General features: G+C 60.6%; 24 protein-coding genes. 14 read left to right on the forward strand and 10 right to left on the reverse strand.

Annotated features, from left to right (window positions below; genetic code table 11):
* Window positions 1-8 precede the first annotated feature (8 nt).
* Together codB and F8N80_RS11560 are read right to left on the reverse strand one after the other, a co-directional pair.
* On the reverse strand, window positions 9-1,280 hold the full coding sequence (gene codB, locus F8N80_RS11555) for a cytosine permease (RefSeq protein ID WP_150783906.1): 1,272 nt from the start codon (window positions 1,278-1,280) through the stop codon (window positions 9-11).
* 253 nt (window positions 1,281-1,533) lie between these two features.
* Window positions 1,534-2,364, reverse strand: coding sequence for an alpha/beta fold hydrolase (locus tag F8N80_RS11560; protein WP_150783907.1), 831 nt, complete (start codon window positions 2,362-2,364; stop codon window positions 1,534-1,536).
* A 153-nt stretch (window positions 2,365-2,517) separates the two neighbouring features.
* Between F8N80_RS11560 and F8N80_RS11565 the strand changes: the two genes are divergently transcribed.
* Together F8N80_RS11565 and F8N80_RS31515 are read left to right on the forward strand one after the other, a co-directional pair.
* Window positions 2,518-4,407: an RHS repeat domain-containing protein gene (locus F8N80_RS11565; protein WP_224790671.1), complete on the forward strand. Its 1,890-nt coding sequence runs from the start codon at window positions 2,518-2,520 to the stop codon at window positions 4,405-4,407.
* Between the two features lie 140 nt (window positions 4,408-4,547).
* Window positions 4,548-5,348, forward strand: coding sequence for a C2H2-type zinc finger protein (locus F8N80_RS31515; protein WP_224790672.1), 801 nt, complete (start codon window positions 4,548-4,550; stop codon window positions 5,346-5,348).
* 66 nt (window positions 5,349-5,414) lie between these two features.
* Here F8N80_RS31515 and queD read toward each other — a convergent pair whose 3' ends face one another.
* Together queD and F8N80_RS11575 are read right to left on the reverse strand one after the other, a co-directional pair.
* Window positions 5,415-5,771, reverse strand: a complete 357-nt coding sequence (queD, locus tag F8N80_RS11570; protein ID WP_017339724.1) for a 6-carboxytetrahydropterin synthase QueD — start codon at window positions 5,769-5,771, stop codon at window positions 5,415-5,417.
* A 94-nt stretch (window positions 5,772-5,865) separates the two neighbouring features.
* A complete protein-coding gene (locus F8N80_RS11575; RefSeq protein WP_150783908.1) occupies window positions 5,866-6,945 on the reverse strand; it encodes a patatin-like phospholipase family protein in 1,080 nt (359 codons plus the stop codon).
* A gap of 260 nt (window positions 6,946-7,205) precedes the next feature.
* Between F8N80_RS11575 and F8N80_RS11580 the strand changes: the two genes are divergently transcribed.
* From F8N80_RS11580 to F8N80_RS11605, 6 genes are all read left to right on the forward strand, one after another.
* A complete protein-coding gene (locus F8N80_RS11580; RefSeq protein WP_150747358.1) occupies window positions 7,206-7,514 on the forward strand; it encodes a PepSY domain-containing protein in 309 nt (102 codons plus the stop codon).
* Window positions 7,514-7,837 (forward strand): PepSY domain-containing protein, encoded by a 324-nt coding sequence (locus F8N80_RS11585; RefSeq protein ID WP_150747359.1) that lies wholly within the window; start codon window positions 7,514-7,516, stop codon window positions 7,835-7,837. The genes F8N80_RS11580 and F8N80_RS11585 overlap by 1 nt, the downstream gene beginning before the upstream one ends.
* Window positions 7,838-7,840: 3 nt before the next feature.
* Window positions 7,841-8,509, forward strand: a complete 669-nt coding sequence (locus F8N80_RS11590) for a response regulator transcription factor (protein WP_150747360.1) — start codon at window positions 7,841-7,843, stop codon at window positions 8,507-8,509.
* Entirely contained in the window at window positions 8,506-9,819 is a 1,314-nt protein-coding gene (locus F8N80_RS11595; RefSeq protein WP_150783909.1) for a sensor histidine kinase, read from the forward strand. The genes F8N80_RS11590 and F8N80_RS11595 overlap by 4 nt, the downstream gene beginning before the upstream one ends.
* A 258-nt stretch (window positions 9,820-10,077) precedes the next feature.
* Window positions 10,078-11,394: a Na+/H+ antiporter family protein gene (locus tag F8N80_RS11600; protein ID WP_191632909.1), complete on the forward strand. Its 1,317-nt coding sequence runs from the start codon at window positions 10,078-10,080 to the stop codon at window positions 11,392-11,394.
* Between the two features lie 198 nt (window positions 11,395-11,592).
* Window positions 11,593-11,760 (forward strand): metallothionein, encoded by a 168-nt coding sequence (locus F8N80_RS11605; protein WP_150783911.1) that lies wholly within the window; start codon window positions 11,593-11,595, stop codon window positions 11,758-11,760.
* A gap of 21 nt (window positions 11,761-11,781) precedes the next feature.
* On the opposite strand, the gene F8N80_RS11610 is transcribed toward F8N80_RS11605, so the two are convergent.
* Both F8N80_RS11610 and F8N80_RS11615 read right to left on the reverse strand, forming a co-directional pair.
* Window positions 11,782-12,060: a hypothetical protein gene (locus F8N80_RS11610; protein WP_150747363.1), complete on the reverse strand. Its 279-nt coding sequence runs from the start codon at window positions 12,058-12,060 to the stop codon at window positions 11,782-11,784.
* A 39-nt stretch (window positions 12,061-12,099) separates the two neighbouring features.
* Complete coding sequence (locus tag F8N80_RS11615) at window positions 12,100-12,327, reverse strand: DUF6555 family protein (protein WP_150747364.1); 228 nt, start codon at window positions 12,325-12,327, stop codon at window positions 12,100-12,102.
* A gap of 143 nt (window positions 12,328-12,470) precedes the next feature.
* On the opposite strand from F8N80_RS11615, the gene selD reads away from it, so the two are divergent.
* The gene (gene selD / locus F8N80_RS11620) at window positions 12,471-13,505 is read left to right on the forward strand and encodes a selenide, water dikinase SelD (RefSeq protein ID WP_150747365.1); all 1,035 of its coding nucleotides are present in this window, start codon (window positions 12,471-12,473) and stop codon (window positions 13,503-13,505) included.
* Complete coding sequence (mnmH, locus tag F8N80_RS11625) at window positions 13,505-14,608, forward strand: tRNA 2-selenouridine(34) synthase MnmH (protein WP_150783912.1); 1,104 nt, start codon at window positions 13,505-13,507, stop codon at window positions 14,606-14,608. The genes selD and mnmH overlap by 1 nt, the downstream gene beginning before the upstream one ends.
* 159 nt (window positions 14,609-14,767) lie before the next feature.
* On the opposite strand, the gene F8N80_RS11630 is transcribed toward mnmH, so the two are convergent.
* A complete protein-coding gene (locus tag F8N80_RS11630) occupies window positions 14,768-15,439 on the reverse strand; it encodes a histidine phosphatase family protein (RefSeq protein ID WP_440131184.1) in 672 nt (223 codons plus the stop codon).
* Window positions 15,440-15,791: 352 nt separating this feature from the next.
* Between F8N80_RS11630 and F8N80_RS11635 the strand changes: the two genes are divergently transcribed.
* Complete coding sequence (locus F8N80_RS11635; RefSeq protein ID WP_150747368.1) at window positions 15,792-16,502, forward strand: glutathione binding-like protein; 711 nt, start codon at window positions 15,792-15,794, stop codon at window positions 16,500-16,502.
* A 116-nt stretch (window positions 16,503-16,618) separates the two neighbouring features.
* Here F8N80_RS11635 and F8N80_RS11645 read toward each other — a convergent pair whose 3' ends face one another.
* Entirely contained in the window at window positions 16,619-18,154 is a 1,536-nt protein-coding gene (locus F8N80_RS11645; RefSeq protein ID WP_150783914.1) for an FAD-dependent monooxygenase, read from the reverse strand.
* Window positions 18,155-18,319: 165 nt separating this feature from the next.
* Here F8N80_RS11645 and F8N80_RS11650 point away from each other — a divergent pair, with 165 nt between their 5' ends.
* Complete coding sequence (locus tag F8N80_RS11650; protein WP_150783915.1) at window positions 18,320-19,411, forward strand: DUF1615 domain-containing protein; 1,092 nt, start codon at window positions 18,320-18,322, stop codon at window positions 19,409-19,411.
* 246 nt (window positions 19,412-19,657) lie between these two features.
* Complete coding sequence (locus F8N80_RS11655) at window positions 19,658-20,281, forward strand: glutathione S-transferase (protein WP_150747371.1); 624 nt, start codon at window positions 19,658-19,660, stop codon at window positions 20,279-20,281.
* Window positions 20,282-20,317: 36 nt separating this feature from the next.
* Here F8N80_RS11655 and F8N80_RS11660 read toward each other — a convergent pair whose 3' ends face one another.
* Window positions 20,318-20,758, reverse strand: a complete 441-nt coding sequence (locus tag F8N80_RS11660) for a CBS domain-containing protein (RefSeq protein ID WP_150747372.1) — start codon at window positions 20,756-20,758, stop codon at window positions 20,318-20,320.
* Window positions 20,759-20,895: 137 nt separating this feature from the next.
* Window positions 20,896-21,708, reverse strand: a complete 813-nt coding sequence (gene xthA, locus F8N80_RS11665) for an exodeoxyribonuclease III (protein ID WP_150747373.1) — start codon at window positions 21,706-21,708, stop codon at window positions 20,896-20,898.
* A gap of 356 nt (window positions 21,709-22,064) precedes the next feature.
* Between xthA and F8N80_RS11670 the strand changes: the two genes are divergently transcribed.
* Window positions 22,065-22,715, forward strand: a complete 651-nt coding sequence (locus F8N80_RS11670; protein ID WP_150747374.1) for a GNAT family N-acetyltransferase — start codon at window positions 22,065-22,067, stop codon at window positions 22,713-22,715.
* Window positions 22,716-22,777 lie beyond the last annotated feature (62 nt).

Consider the following 22,777-nt stretch of genomic DNA (forward strand, 5'->3'; position numbering starts at 1 on the left):
GAATCCTTTTATAGATCTTCTAGTGGTGCATTGGCGGTACGGGCGCCGAGTACCCCGGTCAATATCACATACGTTAGCGCGGCAGCGGCAATCCCTGCCAGAGGCGCGACCCATGGCGAACTGAACGCCGCGACAGTGCCGATCGCATAAGCGCTCAGGCCCGGCCAATTGAACGCCGGCAAGCGGGCATCGGCCAGACGTGGATATTGACCGCGGTAGCGATAAAAAAAGTCCGCCATGATCACGCCACCGATCGGCGGAATTACCGTGCCCAGCAGAATCAGGTACGGCACCAGATAGTTGTACATGCCCAGCAGCGCCAACAGCGTGCCGATCACTGCGCCGGCCAGGGTCACCGTTTTGCGCCGGCCGGTGCGCAGCAGGTTGCAGCCGGCGACGGCGAAGTTGTAGATGGTGTTGTCCTGGGTGCTCCAGATGTTGAGCAGCAACATCGCCATCGCGGCCATGGCGAACCCTTGCAACAGCAACACTTCGACCACATCCGGTTGCTGGTAGACAATGGCTCCGTAGGCGCCGATCAACACCATCAGGCCGTTGCCGATAAAGAAACCGATCAGGCTTGCCAGCACGGCGACCCTGGCCGAGCGCGAGAAGCGCGTCCAGTTGGTCGCCTGGGTCGCGCCACTGACAAAGGTGCCGAATACCAGCGTGAGGGCGGTCGACCAATCGAGGGTGGTCGTCGGCACGACCGCCAGCAAGCCATCGAGCCCGCCGACCCTGGTCGTGGCGACCCACATCGACAGCATCAGCAGCAACATCATGGCGGGCACCGCGATGTACGACAGAATTTCCAGTCCGCGATAACCGACATAGGCCGTGGCGCAAAACAGCAGGCCGAACAGCACCATCAGGCCCATTACTGTGCCCTCGCTCAATTCGAAATACTTGCCCAACACCACGGCGGCGGTTGCCGTGCCCCAGGCGTACCAGCCGATCTGGGTGAAGCCGAGGATCAGGTCGCTGAGCTTGCTGCCCATTTCACCGAAGCAGAAACGCCCCATCAGCACCGAATTGAGGCCACTCTTGAACGCAATGTAGCCCAGGCCGGCGGCGTAGATCCCCAGCAGCAGATTGCCGACGATGATCACCGCCATCATCTCGCCGAAACCGAACGCCACCCCGAGCTTGCCGCCGGCAAACATGGTCGCGGTAAAAAAGGTGAAACCCAGCAATACCATGGCCGTGGAGGTCAGGCCTTTGCGAGCGTGCATCGGGACTTCGCTGAGGGGGTAGTCGTTGCCGGGAGCGTTCTGCGTCATGGGGCGTTCCTTGCTGGGTGGGAAGACGCGAGGGTGCTGCAGCGGCCGTGCCAAACGGGGCAGGTGTTGTTATTTATAGACGAGGCAAAGGCGTTTGGTTCGGGGGATGGCGCGAAAACGGTGCCATCTGAAGGAACACACGTCCCATGTGGGAGCGGGCTTGCTCGCGAAAGCGGTGGCTCAGTAAACAAATGTATTGACTGACACACCGCTTTCGCGAGCAAGCCCGCTCCCACAGGGGATGTCGGTTGCTTCAGGGGGATTTTTGGAGCGGTAGAAACCGTAGCAACGCCGCGACGATGGCTTCAGGCGCATCCTCCTGAACAAGGTGTCCGGCATTGGGGATCGGATAGAATTGCGATCCCGGTATCATCCGGTGCAACGCCCGCCCACGCTCAATGGGAATCCACTGATCATCCTCCCCCCAAAGAATCTGAACCGGGCAGCGAATGGCCGGGCATTGCCCCTCGACCTCCCGGGTATAACGCTCATCCATCTGTGCGATCTGTCGATAAAACGCCGCTTGCCCCGGATCCCCCAGCCAGGGCTGAACATAAGGCGCGAGTTCATCGTCCGGGATGTCACGTTTGATCGCCCCACGAACATAGGTCGGTACGATTGCCCGCTGAATGTAATCAGGCAGCCCGCTGAACGCCGCCTCATGCTGACGCACATGCTGCACGAACGGCGACCCCCAGGGCGTCAGCGCCACCGGGTCGATCAGCGTCAGGCTGCGGTAATCCTTGCCATTGAGCAGATGCGCACGCAACACGGTAGCGCCGCCGAAATCGTGGGCCACCACGTCCGGGCAATCCAGGCCCCAATGCTCCAGCAGCCGGGCCAGCAATTCGTTCTGCACACCCAGGGACACGTCGCCCTCGACTTTCTCTGACAGCCCATAACCCAGCAGGTCGAAGTAATGCACCCGGTGGGTGGTGATGAAATGCGGCGCAATCCGGTGCCACACGTAAGAAGAGAAGGGCGTGCCATGCACGAATACCAGCGGCGGGCCGTCGCCCCGGACGGCGAAGCGCACGGAGTGCCCGTTGAAACGAAAGGTCTGAGCCAGCGGCCAGTCAGTCATGGGTGCGTCCTCTTGGCGTGTGCGAGCGAAAAAGCATAGGCATAAAAAAAACCATCGGTCTCGGCAGTTTTTTTGATCCATCGGATCAGCGCGACGAATACCTGTAATTTCTGACAGTAGACCGCTGCTGATTGCCAATGGTATCCATAGCCCATGGACACCATCAGCTTGCATCACAAGACACCCACCCTCGCGGTCATTGACCCGCGCCACCTTGCGGTGCGCAGCGTGGCGTATTGGCGTGCGGAGATTGAGCACACACCCGAGACTCGGGTGACGCGTCACGCGTTCGATGCGGCGGGGCGCGGGATTGATCAGTGGGACGCGCGGTTGTGGGCGAACGGTTGCGCTCCGGCGCTGAGCCATGGCTTCAGCCTCTCGGGGAAAGTAGTGGGGAGTGACAGCGCCGATGCCGGGTGGCGGTTATCGTTGTTGGGGCAGGCGGACGAAAGTTTGAGTCGGTGGGACAGTCGCGGCTCCCGGCAAGACACCGAGTACGACCGATCGCTGCGACCGCTGGCGGTGAAGGAACAGGCGTGCGGTAACGCGGCACGGGTGGTGGAGCGCTTCGAGTATGGCGCCGTTGATGCTGATTTCAGCCTCGGCAACCAGTGTGGCCGGGTGATCCGCCACGACGATCCGGCCGGTACCCGGCATATGCCCGAGTACGATGTGCTGGGGTTGGTGCAAAGTGAGATCAGCCACTTTCTGACCAGCCTCGATCCACCGGATTGGCCGTTGATGGCAAGCGAACGCGATGCATTACTTGAGCCTGGCCCTGGTTTCGAAAGCCGGTGGCGCTACAACCCCACCGGCGATCTGCTGAGTCTCACCGACGCCAAAAACCATCGCCGACACTTCACCTACACCGTGGCCGGACAGCTCAAGGCAGGTTGGCTGCAACCGGCGAATGGCGCCGCACCGGGGCAGTGTCTGGTGCATGACATCCGCTACAACCCCGGCGGCCAGGTCGAACGGGAAACCGCCGGCAATGGCGTGGTCACCGAAGCCAACTACGCGCTGGAGGACGGCCGGCTGCTGCGACTATCCGCCGGGTTGCCGGGGGCGGCCCCGCTGCAGGACCTGCAGTACCAGGTCGACGCAATCGGCAATATCCTGCAGATCGACGACCATGCCCTGCCGATCCGCTACTTCAAGAACCAGCGCCTCGAGCCCACCTGCCGCTACGGTTATGACACCCTGGGCCAGTTGATCCGCGCCAGCGGCTGGGAGGCTGAGAAAGCCGCGCTTCATCCCATCGCTGACTATCGAGCCTCGACGAATGCGAATGCCGTCCTCAACTACCAGGAAGCATACGATTACGACGCGGCCGGCAACATGACCGAACTGCGGCACCTGGGCGCGCAGCCGTTCACCCGGCGTTGGGCCGTAGCGGCTAACAGCAACCGCAGCCTGCTCGAAGATGACCAGCCGCCGGGTTTCGCCAACGGGTTCGACGACAACGGCAACCTGCAATGCTTGCAGCGTGGCCAAACCCTGACCTGGGACCTGCGCAACCAGTTGTCCAGCGTGTCGCCGGTGGTGCGTGACGGCGAAGAAGACGACCGCGAACGCTACCTCTATGGCGGCGGAGGCAAACGTCTGCGCAAGCTCCGCACCACATTGGCCGCCGCTCATACACTGCTCGCCGAAGTGCGCTACCTGCCAGGGCTGGAAATCCACTACCGCCAAGGCAGCCAGCAACACCAAGTGCTCGACCTCGACGCCGGGCGCAATCGGGTGAAATGGCTGCACGGGACGGATGCCCCGGCCTTTCGACTGCGTTATCACCTGACCGACCATCTCGGCTCCGGCACCCTGGAACTCGACGAACACGCCAACGTGCAGAGCCGCGAAGGGTATTACCCATTTGGCGGCACAGCCTGGGAGGACCACAGCGACCAGAGCGGCGCGTACAAAACCATTCGTTACTCGGGCAAGGAGCGCGATGCCACGGGGTTGTATTACTACGGTTATCGCTACTTCGCGCCGTGGCTGAGTCGCTGGATCAACCCCGACCAGCGGGGGCGGTGGATGGGTTGAATCTATATGGTTTTGTGGCGAACTCGCCGGTGAGGAGGGTGGATGCGGATGGGCGGGTGGGGTCATTGTTTGGGGATGAGTCCCAAGACTCGGTACCTGAAGCCGTGCTCAATAGCCTTGTAATGCCGAACGGGAGTCAGTTGAATCCAATCGAAATCGACGCGGGCGATTTCAACTCACCATCTTCCGCATTGAGTTTCGGTGGATTGTTTGAAGCGCCGGCGACTCTGACGGAGTTGAATTTTGGGAGGGCGTTGGCAGGAGAAATATCGCCTCCCCTGCCTGTTCAACCAGCCGGGGCTGGGGTGGTAGATCCGCTTGCTTGCCCCACATGCGGCAAAGTTTTTACACGAAAAGAAAACTTAAAAAGACATCAACGAGTGCATACAGGCGAAACGCCCTATCGCTGCGGTGAGGCGGGATGTAATAAATCCTTTAAGCATTCGTCTGAGTTAAAACAACATGAGCGAATTCATACCGGTGAAAAGCCCTACCGCTGCGGAGAGGCCGGATGTACCGAATCGTTTAGTCGGCTGAATAGGTTAAAGAGTCACGTGCTAATTCATACGGATGAAAAGCCCTATCGCTGCGGAGAGGAAGGATGTACTAAATCGTTTACAGATCCGTCTAATTTAAAAGCACATGAGCGAACTCACACAGGTGAAAAACCCTATCGCTGCGGAGAGGCCGGATGTAATGAGTCGTTTCTTCGGCGGAGTCAGTTAAGTCGTCACATGCGAACTCATACCGGTGAAAAGCCATTTGCTTGCATGGGCGCGGGATGTGATAAAAAATTTGCGCACGGATTCGATATGCTTAGGCATGCTCAAACTCATAAGCCCAAGCTCTATTGCACGGTGGGTGACTGTCATGTGGGAGTGGCAACTCACTACTCTCTAAAGCTACATGTCCAAAGAAAACATCCCGGCCAGCAGTTGTGAAACTTCATGGTTTTTTCTACCGAGCTCGATAAAAAACCACGCAGTCGGTGGTTTTTAACTGATAGCTCACTCCCCGCGATAAATACACCCACTCGTACAAGTCTCATGTATCCGAATCGCACTAAGCTCCGGCAACAACGGCTTCAACTCCCCCCAGATCCACTTGGCCAACACTTCACTGGTCGGATTCTCCAACCCCGGAATATCATTCAAATAGTTATGATCCAACCGCTCATACAGCGGCTTGAAGATCGCCTTGATTTCCGAAAAGTCCCGTATCCACCCAGTATGCGGATCAAGATCGCCACTCAAATGGATCGCCACTTTGAACGAGTGACCGTGCAGGCGACCGCACTTGTGGCCTTCCGGGACGTGGGGCAGGCGGTGGGCGGATTCGAAGGTAAACTCTTTGAAGATTTCCACAGTGGTTTGAGCTCTGTCAGGTGGCGATCGCCGCGGCGATGTGGGCAGACTGTGAGTTTAACAGTTTGCGTTTGGGCTTGCGGGAAAACACTGACTAAAGGGTCAGCAAGTGATTTCCGAGACGACCGTTGACGGCTAGTTCGAGGAACTCGTCACCCAGCCGACGACTTTCGTCCATCGCTGCGCGCCAGTATTTTTTTCGGTTCGGGGCATCGCCCGCGAAGCGCTTGAAATCATTACGGTCCGGCAGTTTGCCGTAGGGCAGGCGCGCGAGGTATTCCTTTGACGGTGCCAGCAGCAGGACATCCTGCAGGCGCGCAGGACAGGCGCGGCGCCATGGCAGGGTCTTGTCGAACCAGCCGGGAATGACCCGGTCGGTGAAATGTGGATAGAGCACGACGTCGGTGCCGCTGTAGGGCAGGTCGAGGTGATAGTCCAGCAGGCCGCCATCGCGGAAAGTTCCTGAGCCTGCGCCCGGCAGGTCGCGCACGCCTTCCATCACCATCGGGATCGAGCCCGAGGCCAACAAAGCCTGGCGCAGATTGCCGGCATCCAGCGCAACGAAGCGCGACGGGAAATCGTTCAACGCATTGAGCGGTGGCGCCAGGCGCGGGTCATGGAGGATCAGCCGTTCGAAATGCCGTGACAGTCGCGCGCGGCCGCGCAGGTTGTCGGCAATCACCGACGACAGCCCCAGCCCCAAGCGGCCGCGATGATCGTCCGCCAACAGACCGTGGCTCTTGACCACCATGATGTTCAGTCGGTAATGAGGGTTGTCGAAGATCGAGGTATCGCGGCCGTCGAGCAGTTCATCGAGCATGCGCCGGGAACTCTGGCTGATCTGCGCCATGGTCACGCCCTTGGCGAAATGCTGCTCGGTGTACAGATGACCGAGGCGGCGAATGCCTTCGGCGGCATCCGGCAGGCAGGCGCTGGCAAAGCGCCAGGCGCCCACCGAGGCGCCGATCAATGAGCGTTCCCTTGGCGCCGCCGGCAGCCATTCGCCGAACAGCGCCAGGTCCAGCCCTTGAATGCCCAGCGCCTTGGGGCCACCGGCGGCGCCGGGCAGCGTGCCGACGTCGGCGGCGCTCAAACCGTTTGCACGAATGCGTGCGAAGGCACGGGAACCGGCTTTAAGGGTCAGGGACGGGAACTTGATGTGGATGGCGGTCATACCGGTCTCTATTTCTGGCGAGCGGGGGATTATAAGCGCCCACGATCAATGTGCTTGTTCGCGACGGCGGTTAACGGTAACGCGGGGTGTCTGAAGTAACGCGGCGTCCTATCGTTCATCGCGAGCAAGCTCGCTCCTACAGGGGCGGGGCGTATCCGTGATGTTGTGGTGCTATCGCCAATGATGGCAATTCAGTTTCAATTAAGTTGAAATCGCTAAAGTGGCTCCCGTAAGCAGCACATAAAAATACGGAGACACCCATGAAAACCTTGACTGCCCTGTTCACCGCCACCCTCATCACCCTGACCGCCGGCATTGCCCAGGCTCGCGACCTGGGCCCCGATGAAGCCCTGAGACTGCGTGACGCTGGTACCATTGTGTCTTTCGAGAAGCTCAACGCCATCGCATTGGCCAAACATCCGGGTTCCACCATCACCGAAACCGAACTGGAAGAAGAGTACGGCAAGTACATCTATCAGGTGGAAATGCGCGATCCACAGGGCATTGAGTGGGACCTGGAACTGGACGCTGTCAGCGGGCAGGTGCTCAGGGATCATCAGGATACGTAATGAAGGTGCTTTGTTTTGCAAATCGGCGCGCCTGCAGCCGCCTGGCCTTGGCGCTTCTGGTTGTGTGCTCGGCGGTGATGGCCCGGGACCTGGATCAGGACGAAGCCCTGCGCCTGCGTCAGCAAGGGGTGATTCTGCCGCTGGAGCAGCTGTTGCAGCAGGCGCTGGACCGCTACCCCGGGGCCAAGCTGCTGGAAGCCGAGCTCGAGGAAAAGCACGATGTCTACGTTTATGAAGTCGAGCTGCTGACCGCCGACGGTGTGGTCCGTGAGCTGGACCTCGATGCCAGCACTGGCCAGTTACTGAAAGACAAGGAAGATTGACCCATGCGATTGCTCCTGGTGGAAGACCACGTGCCCCTGGCCGACGAACTGATGGCCGGCCTCAACCGCCAGGGCTATGCCGTGGACTGGCTGGCGGACGGTCGCGATGCGGTGTACCAAGGCAGCAGCGAGCCTTATGACCTGATCATCCTCGACCTCGGCCTGCCGGGTCTGCCAGGGCTCGAAGTACTGGCGCAATGGCGGGCCGGCGGCTTGGTCACACCGGTGCTGATCCTCACGGCCCGCGGCTCCTGGGCCGAGCGCATCGAAGGCCTCAAGGCCGGCGCCGACGATTACCTGACCAAACCTTTCCACCCTGAAGAATTGCACCTGCGGGTCCAGGCGCTGTTGCGCCGCTCCCACGGCCAGGCCAACCAGCCGACGCTCAAGGCGGCGGGTTTGCACCTGGATGAAGGCCGTCAGTGCGTGACCCGCGACGGCGCCGACATCCAGCTCACCGCGGCTGAATTCCGCCTGTTGCGCTACTTCATGTTGCACCCCGAACAGATCCTGTCCAAAAGCCACCTCGCCGAACACCTCTACGACGGTGAAACCGAGCGCGATTCCAATGTGCTGGAAGTCCACGTCAACCACCTGCGACGCAAACTGGGGCGAAGCGTGATCGAAACCCGTCGCGGCCAGGGTTACCTGTTCGGCGGGCAAGCCCGGTGAGGTCGATCCAGCGCCGCTTGAGCCTGGGGCTGATCAGCGTGATGGTGATCGTCGGCCTGGTGCTGGCGCAGACCAGTCTGTGGCTGTTCGAAATGGGTTTGCAGCGCTACCTCGAGGCCGGGTTGCGCAACGACAGTGAAAGCCTGCTGGTGGCGCTGGTGCGCGGGCCGCAGGGGTTGCAGCTGGATGAGCGGCACTTGTCGCCGGCGTATCAGCGCCCGTTTTCCGGGCATTATTTCCGCATCGATTTCGCCGACAGCCATTGGCGCTCCCGTTCGCTGTGGGATCAGGAACTGCCGCGCCTGGACCAGCCCGGCCTGCACAGCAACCTGCAACTGGGGCCGGAAGGGCAGCAGCTGCTGATATTGCGCTCGGACTATCGCCGCCTGGGCCAGTCGATTTCCATCAGCGTCGCCCAGGACTACACCCCGGTGCGCGAGAGCTTTTTGCGCATGCAACAGGTCGGTCTTGGCCTGGGCCTGGCGGGGTTGCTGTTGATTCTGGTGTTGCAGCGGGTCACCGTGCGCCGCGCCTTGCGTCCGCTGGAAAAGGCCCGTGAACAAATCGCCCAATTGCAGCAGGGGCAGCGCTCGCAACTCGATGACCGGGTGCCGGTGGAGCTGGAGCCGTTGGTGGCGCAGATAAACCATTTGCTGGCCCACACTGAAGACAGCCTCAAGCGTTCGCGCAATGCCTTGGGCAATCTTGGGCACGCCTTGAAAACGCCGTTGGCGGTGTTGTTGAGCCTGGCTTCAAGCGAGAAGCTCGATGCCCACCCGGAACTGCGCGAGGTGATTCAGGCGCAGCTCGAGCAGGTGCGGCAGCGGCTCGATCGCGAACTCAACCGCGCCCGGTTGTCCGGCGACACACTGCCGGGGGCGCTGTTCGATTGCGACGCGCAACTGCCGGGGTTGCTGGCGACCTTGAACATGATCCACGGTGAGCACCTGGACCTCAGCTACGTGGCGCCGCAAGGTTTGCAACTGCCGTGGGACCGGGAGGATTTGCTGGAGTTGCTCGGCAACCTGCTGGACAACGCCTGCAAGTGGGCGGATGCCGAAGTTCGCCTGAGCGTGGTCGAGACGGCGCAAGGGTTTGAGCTAAGCGTGGAAGATGATGGGCCGGGGATTCCCGAGGACCAGCGCGATCAGGTGTTCAGTCGCGGTACGCGGCTTGACGAGCAGACCGATGGGCATGGGTTGGGATTGGGCATTGTGCGCGACATCGTTGAAACGTGGGGCGGGGTGTTGCGGCTGGAAGAGAGCGAGTGGGGCGGGTTGAAGGTGGTAATCGAATTGCCCAAGCGCTGACCCCGATCTCAATCCCCCCGCGGGTCCCCTGTAGGAGCTGGCTTGCCAGCGAAGGCGTCCTGACAGCCAACATATGTGTTGGATGTGCTACCGCTTTCGCTGGCAAGCCAGCTCCTACAGGGGATCGCGCAGGGGCTTTGACATGGGGGTGACTCTGCGGCACAGTGCGCGCCCTCTAATAAAACCCACTCTTCAATCCGCTGGCGGCTCTCGCAGACTGCCGGCCGGACTCATTCCGTTTGTCTTGAGGTCTTGATGATGAATGCAGTAATTGCCGCGGTCGGCGTCATGCTGATACTCAGCCTGTCCCGCGTGCATGTGGTGATCGCGCTGATTGTCGGCGCGCTGGTCGGTGGTCTGACCGGTGGCCTGGGCATCGACGCGACGCTCAAGGCGTTCAACAGCGGCCTCGGCGGTGGCGCAACGGTGGCTTTGTCCTACGCCTTGCTCGGTGCGTTCGCGGTGGCGATTGCCAAGTCCGGCCTGGCCCATGCCCTGGCCGACAAGGCCCTGGCGATGGTCGATCGCCAGCACGCCAGCGGTGGCGGTCAGGTCAAGTGGCTGCTGATCGGCTTGCTCTGGGTGGTGGCCATCGCCTCCCAGAATATCTTGCCGATACATATCGCCTTTATTCCGCTGCTGGTGCCGCCGCTGTTATACGTGCTGACCAAGCTGCAACTGGACCGCCGGCTGATCGCCTGTGTCATTACCTTTGGCCTGATCACGCCGTACATGTTCCTGCCCGTTGGCTTCGGCAACATTTTCCTTAATGAAATCCTGCTGGCCAACGTTGCCCGCAGCGGCGTCGATATCAGCGGCATCAACGTCACCCATGCCATGGGCATTCCGGCGTTGGGCATGGTGTTCGGCCTGGGTGCAGCGTTTATCAGCTACCGCAGGAAGCGTGTCTACGATCTGGAAAAAATCGAACAGGTCGAGCAGGTCGCGGTGCAGTACAACCCGTTGAGCCTGATGGTGGCCGGCCTGGCCATCGCCGCAGCGTTCATCGTTCAGTTGCTGCTGGACTCGATGATCATCGGCGCGCTGGCAGGGTTTCTGATTTTTTCGGTGTCGGGCATCGTCAAATGGCGCGACACCGACGACTTGTTCACCGAAGGCATGAAGATGATGGCGATGATCGGCTTCATCATGATCGCCGCCTCAGGCTTTGGCGAAGTGATCAAAGCCACCGGGCAGGTGCAGACGCTGGTCGAAGCCTCAGCCTCGTGGATCGGCCACAGCAAGGCCGTCGGCGCGTTGCTGATGTTGCTGGTGGGCCTGTTGGTGACCATGGGCATCGGCTCGTCGTTTTCCACGGTACCGATCCTGGCGGTTATTTTCGTGCCGCTGTGCGTGCAACTGGGCTTCAGCCCGCTGGCGATCGTCAGCATCGTCGGTACGGCCGGCGCCCTGGGTGACGCCGGTTCGCCCGCCTCGGACTCGACTCTCGGCCCGACCTCCGGCCTTAACATCGACGGCCAGCATCACCACATCTGGGACACCGTGGTCCCGACTTTCCTGCATTACAACCTGCCGTTGCTGGGGTTTGGCTGGGTGGCGGCGATGGTCCTCTGACTTCACGTCGGCGTGTCGTTAAAGCCTTAACCACGCCAATCCACGGGGGGGGCGCCGCAGGTTCGGGCCGCGTTCGGACGATCTGTTGATTTTGCTTTTCAAAAACAAGATCAAAAGATCGCAGCCTGCGGCAGCTCCTACACTGGTATTACGGTGAGCATTACAGCCCCGGACGACCACCACAATGGAGTCAGACTCATGATCGACAGTGAAAGCATCTGCGACTGCCCCAAATGTTTCTGCAAGCTGGGCGAACATCCGATCGCTCGCCACGGCAAGCACTATTGCTGCGAAGCCTGCGCCAAGCACCATGAGCACGGCGAAGAGTGCGCCAGCAAAGGCTGCAAGTGCGCCCACGGCAAATAGCTCATCCAGGTAAAGTGGAGCCTATTCGGGCTCCACTTCCAGTTTCAGGCTTTGATCATCCAGTCGTTTGGTATGGCGGACGACGCCATTCAGTCGTCGTCCTTCAACCATGACCACCAGCGTTTTCGCCTGTTCCAGATCCGGCGGCAAGGGTGGCTGCACGCGTAACGCGAAGCGTGTCGGCTCATGTTCGACTTGTTCCAGCCCGACCTGACACTCGGCGCTTTTGGTGACTCGCCCGAACAGTGTATCGAGGCCGTAGTCGATGTGTGCCTGGCTGGTGAGCGGCGTCGTTGTCATGTACTGGTTCCTCCCAATGTCCGGAACGGGCGCGACCGGTCAATTCGCCGGCCGCCACTTGACGTTCTCCACGCCGAATTTCTCCGCCATCGGCTTGCTGGTCTTTTGCACCTTTTCCCGGCCGAAGCGCGGGATCCGACCCACGCCGGCGTCGCAGCTCGCCCAATGCCAGGCCTGCGCATTATCCATTTTTTCCAGGCGGATAATGAACGACTTGGGAGCGCCATGAAGGGTGTATTCAATGACGAAAAGATTTGCATTGTTCATAGAGCCCGTATTCCTCCCTGTGGTAATAGAGGGATCGTCGGCGTCGCGGAAAATTCATTCGGATTGTCGGACGGCTGCGGCAGCACCTGAAAATCGGGGTTGTTGTAGACTCTTGGGCTATGACTTCACGAGGTGTTCCCCCAATGAGCGAGCCGATCCGTCTGACCCAGTACAGCCACGGCGCAGGCTGTGGCTGCAAGATTTCTCCCCAGGTGCTGGAGGTGATCCTGGCCGGCAGCGGGGCGCAGAACCTTGATCCGAAACTCTGGGTCGGCAACGCCTCACGCGATGACGCAGCGGTGTATGCCATCGATGAAGAGCGCGGCGTGGTATCGACCACCGACTTCTTCATGCCGATCGTCGACGATCCGTTCGATTTCGGCCGCATCGCCGCGACCAATGCCATCAGCGACATCTACGCCATGGGCGGCGATCCGCTGATGGCGATTGCCATCCTCGGCTGGCCGGTCAATGTACTGGCGCCGGAAATTGCCCGGGAAGTGATTCGCGGCGGGCGCTCGGTGTGCGATGAGGCGGGGATCCCGTTGGCCGGCGGGCATTCCATCGACGCGCCGGAGCCGATCTTCGGCCTGGCCGTGACCGGGCTGGTGGAAAAGCGCCACATGAAGCGCAACGACACCGCCACCGCCGGTTGCCTGCTCTACCTGACCAAACCCCTGGGCATCGGTATCCTCACCACCGCGGAGAAAAAGGGCAAGTTGCGCCACGCCGACATCGGCCTGGCTCGTGACTGGATGTGTACCCTGAACAAACCCGGCAGCCGATTCGGCAAGCTCGATGGCGTGACCGCGATGACCGACGTCACCGGTTTTGGCCTGCTGGGGCATCTGGTGGAAATGGCCGATGGCAGCCAGTTGACCGCGCGCATCGAATACGACCGTGTGCCGCGCTTGCCGGGTGTCGAGTACTACCTTGAACAGGGCTGCGTTCCCGGTGGCACCTTGCGCAATTTCGACAGCTACGCCAGCAAGCTCGGACGCCTGCAGGAACTGCACAAACGCGTGCTCTGCGACCCGCAGACCAGCGGCGGCCTGCTGATCGCAGTCACCCCTGAAGGCAACGCACACTTCCTCGAAGTGGCCGCCGGACTGGGCCTGAATCTTGAGCCGATCGGTGCATTGATCGAGCGACAGACCCACGCGGTCGAGGTGGTTTGATGTCACTCGCCTGTACCGATTACCGCGACATCTTCCTCAATGACCGGCCGATGATGGATGCCCGTGCGCCGGTCGAATTCCTCAAGGGTTCATTCCCCGGCGTGGTCAACCTGCCGCTGATGAATGACCACGAGCGGCAGCGGATCGGTACCTGCTACAAGCAGCACGGTCAGCAAGCCGCCATCAGCCTGGGGCATCAATTGGTCTGCGGCGAGATCAAGGCCGAGCGCATCCGGGCCTGGGCCGATTTTGCCCGGGCGCATCCCGATGGGTATTTGTACTGTTTTCGCGGCGGCTTGCGCTCGCAGATCGTCCAGCAATGGCTCAAGGACGAGGCGGGGATCGACTATCCACGAGTCGGTGGCGGCTACAAGGCGATGCGCACGTTCTTGCTGGACACGGTCGAGCAAGCCATTGCCCAGTGCGATTTCGTGTTGCTGGGCGGTATGACCGGCACCGGCAAGACCGAAGTGCTCACGCAATTGAACAACGCGCTGGACCTTGAAGGGCACGCCAATCATCGCGGCTCCAGCTTCGGCAAACGCGCCACCGGCCAACCCTCCAACATCGACTTTGAAAACCGCCTGGCCGTGGACGTGCTGAAGAAGCGCGCCCGTGGCATCGAGCAGTTCGTGCTGGAAGACGAGAGCCGCGCGATCGGCAGTTGCGCGCTGCCGTTGCCGCTGTATCAGGGCATGCAGCAGTTTGCGATGGTCTGGCTGGAAGACAGCCTGGAGGGACGGGTCGAGCGGATCCTGCGCGACTATGTGGTGGATTTGTGCGCCGAGTTCGTGGGGGCGCATGGCGATGAAGGCTTCGGGCTGTTTTCCGAGCGGTTGCTGGCGAGCCTGAATAATGTGCAGAAGCGCCTGGGCGGTGAGCGTCATCGGCGGATGCTGATCCTGATGGAAGATGCCCTGGCGGAGCAGGCGCGCAGTGGGGCGGTGGATCTGCACCGGGGCTGGATCGAAGGGTTGTTGAGCGAGTATTACGACCCGATGTATGCGTTTCAGCGGGAGAAGAAGGGGGCGCGGATCGAGTTTGCGGGGGAGCGGGGGGCTGTGCTTGAGTACCTGCGCGAGCGTGTCAGCCTGCGAGGTTGATGGTGTTTGTGCCGACCCCATCGCGGGCAAGCCCGCTCCCACAGTGGTCTGTGGTGGAACACAGATTTTGGATCGACGCTGCCCCTTGTGGGAGCGGGCTTGCCCGCGATGGGGCCGGCACAGGCACTACAAAACTCGAAACACCGCCAAAATCACAACTCAGGTCGGACAAGTCTCCAGACCATTATCCAGCCCTTGCTTGTAGCTGTGGCTCACCAGACTGGCCTTGCCTTTGTGCCAGGTCAGCGTGAGCACGTACAGCGAGTCGTAGTCGCTGGAATCCCAGTCATCGGTGATGTTCTGCTTCTTGCCGACGGCTTCGCCAGCGACCTTGTTGATCAGTTCCGGCAGGTAGCCGTGGGACCAGGCGGTGTAGATGACCGAGTTGTGGTACTTGTCGTGCAGCAGTTCATCGGCCAGGTCGCTGGTGTCGTTGGCCGAAAAATTGATGTTCACCGGCAAACCGAGCTTGATGGCGCTGGGGCTGATGGTCATCAAGGGACGGATGTAGCTGTAGGAATTGTCCAGCTCGCCTTCTTCGACATTGCGCGTCGGGTTGGCGGCAAACACGTAATTGGCCTTGCCGAATTTTTCCGGCAGCAAGGTGGCCAGATCGATGGCGCGGTTCAAGCCCTGGCAATTGAGCTGGCCCAGGCCGCCGGCAGGTTTTTCCGCGTGGCGCAGGAATACCAGCGTCTGGGTGCCGTCCGCCGGTTGGGCGCGGCTTTCGCTCGATTCCAGCGACAGGAACAGCGCGCTCACTGCCAGCAAGGAGGGCAGGAAAATGTACGCGCGATGTTTGAAGCGTTTGGCGAATTTCAAAGGGTTCATCATGTGTATAGGTGATCTTCGGCGCATTCGGTTAAGGCTGACAAACCTCTACACCGCGAGCAGCCCGGCTGCGGGTGTTTTTCCATGTCATGGGGGCCGGTCCCTTAGAGTCTCCCGGGCCCATTTGGTTCGATCCGAGCGCAGCACTTTAGCGGCAATCTTGATCGGATTGGGGCAAAGGTTATTGACAGAATGTTGCGGATTTATGGACAGGGTACAGGTGATGGCGATAACGAATGTGGCGATTTTTTGATCTTGCCCATCAGCAATATCGATAACGCCAAAAGATCGTAGCCTCCGCCAGCGCCTGCATTATGATCAACGGTCTCAATTTTGCCGTGGATTCTGCCCCATGACCGATCTGTCCGCGTTCCCGATCACCCGAAAATGGCCGGCCCAATACCCCGAGTGGATCCAGCTTTACTCCTTGCCGACCCCCAACGGCGTCAAGGTCTCGATCATGCTCGAAGAGATCGGGCTGCCCTACGAGCCGCATCGGGTGGGCTTCGATACCAACGATCAGCTGTCCGCCGAATTTCTGTCCCTGAACCCCAACAACAAGATTCCCGCCATCCTCGATCCCCATGGACCGGGCGACCAGCCGTTGCCGCTGTTCGAGTCCGGGGCGATCCTGATCTACCTCGCCGACAAGAGCGGGCAATTGCTGGCCCAGGAGTCGGCCGCTCGTTACGAGACCCTCCAGTGGCTGATGTTTCAGATGGGTGGTATCGGGCCGATGTTCGGTCAGGTCGGCTTTTTCAATAAATTCGCCGGCAAGGACTACGAGGACAAGCGTCCCCGGGATCGCTACGTTGAAGAAAGCAAACGCCTGCTCAAGGTGCTCGACGAACGTCTGGAGGGACGCGACTGGATCATGGGCGAGCGCTACACCATCGCCGACATCGCGACCTTTCCCTGGGTGCGCAACCTGATCGGCTTCTATGAGGCCGGGGATCTGGTGGGCATCAAGGACTTCGCCAACGTCACACGGGTGCTGGAGCGCTTCCTGGCGCGGCCGGCGGTGATGCGCGGGCTGGAAATCCCCAAACCAGTCTCAAATTAACCTGGACCCCTGTGGGAGCGGGCTTGCTCGCGAAGGCGGTGTGTCAGTCGACACATGTATTAGTTGACACACCGCCTTCGCGAGCAAGCCCGCTCCCACATTTGGACTGTGGTGAATCAAAGAGAACCGAAAAACGGCCTGATCCCGTGATCCCGGAAATACCGCTCGATCACCTTCGGATCGGAGCACGTCTCGGCAATCGCCACGTAGGTATCCGGCCGCAACAGATAAAACCCGCTGCGCCCCAGGCCCGCCGCTTCAAATGCCGGACGCCAGCCAAACAGGTGCAACGGCAAATGATGTTCGTTGCACCAGGCAATCATTTCATCGCTGGTGTCGCCATACACATGCACCTGCCAGGTCAGGCACTTCAGCGATTCGAAATTGTCCCCCTCACTATCGTGGGCCCACGGTAACCGGTCGCCACCATGCACATGCCCGGCCACGCCTTTGCTCAACGGCATCGCGCGATAATCAAGGGTGATTTGCGACACCGTGCGAAAGAGGAACTCGCGGCTCGTTTCCAGTGACGCCACCTTGGGGATCAGAAACGGCGCCACCCGCGTGCGCAACAAATCGGCCAGGCGTCCTTCGGCGGTGACGAAACTGAACACGCGGTCGGTGGTGGCAACCAGTTTGCGGGCAAACGCCATGCGCTCGGGTTCGTAGGTGTCGAGCAGTCGGGCCTCGGCACCACCGCTCAATACCGCGGCGAGTTTCCAGGCCAGATTGATGGCATCGCCGATCCCGGTATTCATGCCCTGGCCGCCGGCGGGGCTGTGGACGTGGGCAGCATCGCCCAACAGAAATGCGCGCCCGGTGCGGAAGTGATCCGCCACCCGATGGTGCACGCGATAGGTCGAGAACCAGTTCAGCTGTTCGATTTGTACCTGCATGTGCTCGATGGCCCGGCTGCTGACGTCTTCGAAACGCAGGGTTTCGGCGCGCTCGGCGCGTTCATCGCGCACCGTGCCGATCAGCCGGGCACGACCTTCACCGGCCAACGGAAACACCGCGAGAAAATCCGCCTCATCGAGGTCCACGTGCAATTCGCCATTGAACGTCGGCCCACTGCCTTGCACGTCGGCGACGTAGAAAATCTGCTGATAAGTGCCACCGGGAAATCCGGTGTCCAGGGTCTTGCGCACGATCGACCGGGCACCGTCGCAACCGGCCAGGTAACAGGTCTGGCAGATTTCCAGCTGGCCATCGGGCAAGCGCAGGCGGGCACTGATGCCGTCGCCGGTTTCCTCGAAACCCTCCAGCTCGGTAGTGCGTTCGACCCTGATGCCAAAAGCTTCCAGGCGTTCTATCAGCAGCCGTTCATGCTCGTCCTGTGGGTATATTTCGAGGAATGCGTAGGGTGTCAGACCCTCGCCGATGCTGCTCAGTGGCAAGCGCGCCACCGGTTCGCCCTTGACCCAGAAGTTCGCCGCGCCGACTCGATGGCCGTTCTGCACCACGGCCTGACTGAGGTCGAGCTGGCGATACAGCTCCAGGGTCCGCGCCTGCACCGCCAGCGCCCGCGACGTGGTGCCGGGGCTCGACGACTTGTCGATAATGCGCACGCGGATCTTGAGTTTGCTCAGCCACAGCGCCAGTACCAGTCCGGTCGGGCCGGCACCGATGATCAGTACGTCGCTACGGTTCATGCGCCGGTCCTCCTCGATCTATGGATCAAGTATGGTCCAGTCCATGCATAGGGGCAGGCTGACTGCCCAATGGAAAAGGGAACAGAGCCTCGTCGGCACAGTCATAGCCTGCGCCATGCCATTGATCGTATGGTTAACCCGGCTCAACGGATTTGATGGAGCACCATGCAAGCCAATCGATTGATCATGAGTATCGCCGCGCTGCTGGTCCTGGCCGGTTGCGGTACTCAACGCATCCAGGAGCCACCGGCGCGCAAGCCCGCCGAGGTCAGGGCCGAGATCGTGCGCCTGCTGCCGGCCAAAACCGTCGACCGCCAGGGTTGGGCCACCGACATCCATGCTGCCTTTTTCGCCCAGAACATCTACCCCTCCACGCAAAACCTGTGTTCGGTCCTGGCGGTCACCGAGCAGGAGTCGACCTTTCAGGTGGATCCCCCGGTGCCAGGCCTGGGCAGGATCGCCCGCGACGAAATCGACCGCCGGGCCGCCAAGGCCCACATCCCCGGCCTGCTGGTGAGCGGTGCGTTGCAGGTGAGTTCCAGCAACGGCAAAAGCTACAGCGACCGCCTGCAAGCCGCGCGCAGCGAAAAAGAGCTCAGTGCGATCTTCGATGATTTCATCGGCATGGTGCCCATGGGCCGCACGTTGTTCGGCGGTTTCAACCCGGTACACACCGGCGGGCCGATGCAGGTCAGCATCGATTTCGCCGAGGAGCAGGCCCGGGAGTATCCGTACCCGGTGGACGGCTCGATTCGTCGTGAAGTGTTCAGTCGTCGCGGTGGCCTGTATTTCGGCATCGCCCACTTGCTCGGTTACCCGGTGAGCTACAAGCAGCCGCTGTACCGCTTCGCCGATTTCAATGCCGGTTGGTACGCCAGCCGCAATGCCGCGTTCCAGAACGCGGTGAGTCGTGCGACGGGCATTCCGCTGGCGCTGGATGGCGATCTGGTCCGCTATGATTCGATCATGCCCGGCACCACGGAATTGGCGGTGCGCACCCTCGGCAAGCAATTGGGCATGCGCAATCCGACCATCCGCAATCAGCTGGAGGAGGGCAAAAGCCTCGAGTTCGAGGACAGTGAGTTGTATCGGCAAGTCTTCGAGCTGGCCGAACAGGCCGAGGGGCGTTCATTGCCACGAGCGGTGTTGCCGGGGATCGTGCTGCAGAGCCCGAAAATCACCCGCAAACTCACCACGGCGTGGTTTGCCAAACGGGTCGATGAGCGTTATCAGCGGTGTATGGCGCGGGCCAGGTAGGAAGCCGGCTTGCTGGCGAAGGCGTCTTCAAGGGCACTGCAAGACTCGAGGCCGCCTTCGCTACGGTGCGGCGATCCGACAAGCCAGCTCCTATAGGGGCGGGCATCGCATGAGTCGCGGATTATTGCCGACATTCCTGCGCACTTCTACACTGTTAGCGGGCGATGTTCGCTCAATGAAGTGGAGCGAGGGCGGGTGAGCGCGCCTCTACTGACTATATTCTTGCCTCGCCAGGGGGGCCGCACCATGTACCAGCTCTACGGACACCAGAACTCCGGCGCGGCCGCGATCGAAGCAGCACTCGAGCTCTGCGAGATTCCTTACCGCTTCATCGATGTCGAGTCGTCCCCGCAGGACGCCATGGCGCTGGAGAAACTCAACCCGCTCAAGCAGATTCCAACCTTGCAACTGCCCGATGGTCGCATTCTCACCGAGAGTGCAGCGATCCTGATTCACCTGGGGCTGACCTTTCCCGCTTCGAAGCTGCTACCGGAAAAAGCCCCCGAGCGTGATCAGGCCATCCGCGGCCTGGTGTACATCGTCAGCAATTGCTACGCGGCCATCGGCATCATCGATTACCCCGAACGCTGGTTGGCCCAGGCGGATGAAGCGTCCAGGCACAACCTCATGGCCGGCGCTCGCAAGCGCCTGCATTGGAGCTGGGAGGTGTTTGCCGATCAGTTCTCGGGCGAGTTGTATCTGGGCGATGAAACCCCCAGAGCCCTGGATGTACTGGCGGCGGTGGTGACGCGATGGGCGGGCAGTCGTGAGCATTTGCGCAGTACCCGGCCGGGATTTTTTGCGTGGCTGGAACGAATCGACCGCCACCCGACGCTGGCTCCGGTCTTTGCCCGGCATTGGCCGTCCTGAAAACACCACCCACAGTTGATGGGTGGTGTTTTGAGGTTATTCCCCGCGAATGTACTGCTCCAGCTGCCGAATCAGCTCGGCCTGTTCGGCGATGGCTTCCTTGACCAGGTCGCCGATCGACAGCAAGCCGATCAGCGCACCGCCTTCCACCACCGGCAGGTGCCGCAGGCGTTTGTCGGACATGATGCTCATGCAGGTTTCCACGGTTTGGTGGGTGTCCACGGTGATGACCGGTGACACCATGATGTCTTCGACCGGCGTACCGACGGACGAACGGCCCTTGAGCACCAGTTTGCGCGCATAGTCACGCTCGCTGATGATGCCGACGACCTCGCCATTCTTCACGACCGGTAATGCGCCGACGTTTTTCGCGGCCATGACCATCAGCGCTTCCAGCACCATTTGATGAGGCGCAATGGTATGGACTTCCTGATTTTGCTGGGCCTTTAACTTTAGCAGTTGGGCGACGGTTTTCATGGCGGTTACTCAGGTGTTGTCGTTGTCCTTGAAGAATCGTAGACCCAGGCGCACGAAGCAAGGCAGAAAGCGGCAGATAACACGCAAAAAACGCCATTCAGCGGTTTTTTTGCGCCGCAGGCTACGATGTTTGGCTTTTAGCTCAACTCGAGCCAGATCGGCGCATGGTCCGAGGGTTTTTCCATCCCGCGCAGTTCGTAATCCACGCCCGCATCCTTCACCCGCGGCAACAAGCCACGGGACGCCATGATCAAATCGATTCGCAGCCCGCGCTTGGGCTCATCCTCAAAGCCGCGGCTACGGTAGTCGAACCAGCTGAAGCGGTCAGCCACCTCAGGGTTGAGGTGACGGAAGCTGTCCACCAGGCCCCAGTTCTTCAAGCGTGCCATCCACTCGCGCTCTTCGGGCAGGAAGCTGCATTTGCCGGTTTTCAGCCAGCGTTTCATGTTGTCCGCACCGATGCCGATGTCGCAGTCTTCCGGGGAAATGTTCACATCACCCATCACCACCAGCGGCTGATCATTGCTGAACTGACTTTCCAGCAATTGCTGCAAATCGCCGTAGAAGCGCTCCTTGGCCGGAAATTTGGTGGGGTGGTCACGGCTTTCGCCCTGGGGGAAATAGCCGTTCATGATGGTCACCGGCACGCCATTGGCGTCGGCGAACGTGCCCCAGATGAAGCGGCGCTGAGCGTCTTCGTCATCGGTGGCAAAACCCTTGTGCAGCGCCAGGGGCTCTTGCCGGGAGAGCAGGGCGACACCGTAGTGGCCCTTTTGCCCATGGAAATACACGTGATAGCCCAGGGCCTGCACCTCGGCCAGGGGGAATTGCTCGTCGTGGACCTTGGTTTCCTGCAGCCCGATCACGTCAGGTTGGTGCTTCTCGATCAGCGCCGCCAGCTGATGCGGGCGAGCGCGCAGCCCGTTGATGTTGAAGGAGACGATCTTCATGGTCGACAGTCCTGGCAAAAGGGCGATGCTAGCTGACATGGAGCAGTGGGGCCAGTCTGGGTGAAGTGATTGGTCTGGCAGGAAGGCTTGTGTTGCCAGTCCCGGCCTCTTCGCGGGCAAGCCCGCTCCCACAGTGGATTTGTGCATGGACCCTATAATGTCTCCCACACTGGATATGTGTGTGGACCAAATGATTTCTTCAGCCTGGTCTATACCTTGTGGGAGCGGGCTTGCTCGCGAAGGCGGCCTATGCACTTGCACTGATTTCGGATCAGCACGGAACTGTGCCGGCGCTGAAGGGCTCGTACCCATAAGAACGCAGCCTTTTGAGCTGCGCCCCGGGGAGATAAACCGTTATGCCCGAAACCTCGACCGCCACCGCCGATATCCACATGCTCGACAGCGGCTATTCCCGCGAAGCCCGCTCCTTGTTGTACCAGGCTTATCGGCACGAGCCGACCTTCGGTTATCTGTTCGAAGCCGAACGCCCCGGTTATGAACAACGGGTTCGCGCCACGGTGCGCGAACTGGTCAAACAACACTTTCTGCAGGACTTGCCGGCCATCGGCCTGCTGGTCAACGACCGGTTGATCGGCATCGCCCTGATCGCGCCGCCGCAACGGCGCCTGGGCATCACCGAAAGCTGGGCCTGGCGCCTGCGCATGGTGCTCAGCACCGGCTTTCGCTGCACCCGCCGTTACCTCGACTATCACGAAGCGGTGATGGCGTGCGTGCCGTCCGATTCGGTGCACCTGCTGCCGTTGCTGGGGATTCATCCGCAATTTCAGGGCAAGCACTTCGGCGAACAGCTGCTCCAAGCGGTGCATAACTGGTGCGCGGTGGATGAACACTCTCAGGGCGTCGTCCTCGATACCGGGAATCCTCGTTATCTGGAGTTCTATAAGCGTCAGGGCTATGAGGAAATCGGCGAGGTGGCCGTAGGACCGATCCGCGAGCACGTGTTTTTCCACGCCAATCCCCAGGTGTTACAAACAGCAACGGCATAAAACGGCATACAGATAGAACTTTCGGGCAAAGCGAGGCTCTATCACGCTCCCAAGCTCGTGAT

Origin of the sequence: Pseudomonas fluorescens, assembly GCF_902497995.1 — a bacterium.
Taxonomy (GTDB): domain Bacteria; phylum Pseudomonadota; class Gammaproteobacteria; order Pseudomonadales; family Pseudomonadaceae; genus Aquipseudomonas; species Aquipseudomonas fluorescens_BK.

Coding starts and splice junctions, on each gene's coding strand:
- F8N80_RS11565 (WP_224790671.1), top strand. CDS start 2,518: ATGGACACCATCAGCTTGCATCACAAGACACCCACCCTCGCGGTCATT.
- F8N80_RS11585 (WP_150747359.1), top strand. CDS start 7,514: ATGAAGGTGCTTTGTTTTGCAAATCGGCGCGCCTGCAGCCGCCTGGCC.
- F8N80_RS11650 (WP_150783915.1), top strand. CDS start 18,320: ATGCAAGCCAATCGATTGATCATGAGTATCGCCGCGCTGCTGGTCCTG.
- F8N80_RS11610 (WP_150747363.1), bottom strand. CDS start 12,060: ATGACAACGACGCCGCTCACCAGCCAGGCACACATCGACTACGGCCTC.
- F8N80_RS11575 (WP_150783908.1), bottom strand. CDS start 6,945: ATGACCGCCATCCACATCAAGTTCCCGTCCCTGACCCTTAAAGCCGGT.
- codB (WP_150783906.1), bottom strand. CDS start 1,280: ATGACGCAGAACGCTCCCGGCAACGACTACCCCCTCAGCGAAGTCCCG.
- F8N80_RS11670 (WP_150747374.1), top strand. CDS start 22,065: ATGCCCGAAACCTCGACCGCCACCGCCGATATCCACATGCTCGACAGC.
- F8N80_RS11635 (WP_150747368.1), top strand. CDS start 15,792: ATGACCGATCTGTCCGCGTTCCCGATCACCCGAAAATGGCCGGCCCAA.
- F8N80_RS11645 (WP_150783914.1), bottom strand. CDS start 18,154: ATGAACCGTAGCGACGTACTGATCATCGGTGCCGGCCCGACCGGACTG.
- selD (WP_150747365.1), top strand. CDS start 12,471: ATGAGCGAGCCGATCCGTCTGACCCAGTACAGCCACGGCGCAGGCTGT.
- F8N80_RS11590 (WP_150747360.1), top strand. CDS start 7,841: ATGCGATTGCTCCTGGTGGAAGACCACGTGCCCCTGGCCGACGAACTG.
- F8N80_RS11660 (WP_150747372.1), bottom strand. CDS start 20,758: ATGAAAACCGTCGCCCAACTGCTAAAGTTAAAGGCCCAGCAAAATCAG.
- F8N80_RS11615 (WP_150747364.1), bottom strand. CDS start 12,327: ATGAACAATGCAAATCTTTTCGTCATTGAATACACCCTTCATGGCGCT.
- F8N80_RS11630 (WP_440131184.1), bottom strand. CDS start 15,439: ATGAACCCTTTGAAATTCGCCAAACGCTTCAAACATCGCGCGTACATT.
- F8N80_RS11655 (WP_150747371.1), top strand. CDS start 19,658: ATGTACCAGCTCTACGGACACCAGAACTCCGGCGCGGCCGCGATCGAA.
- F8N80_RS11600 (WP_191632909.1), top strand. CDS start 10,078: ATGAATGCAGTAATTGCCGCGGTCGGCGTCATGCTGATACTCAGCCTG.
- xthA (WP_150747373.1), bottom strand. CDS start 21,708: ATGAAGATCGTCTCCTTCAACATCAACGGGCTGCGCGCTCGCCCGCAT.
- F8N80_RS11580 (WP_150747358.1), top strand. CDS start 7,206: ATGAAAACCTTGACTGCCCTGTTCACCGCCACCCTCATCACCCTGACC.
- F8N80_RS11560 (WP_150783907.1), bottom strand. CDS start 2,364: ATGACTGACTGGCCGCTGGCTCAGACCTTTCGTTTCAACGGGCACTCC.
- mnmH (WP_150783912.1), top strand. CDS start 13,505: ATGTCACTCGCCTGTACCGATTACCGCGACATCTTCCTCAATGACCGG.
- F8N80_RS11605 (WP_150783911.1), top strand. CDS start 11,593: ATGATCGACAGTGAAAGCATCTGCGACTGCCCCAAATGTTTCTGCAAG.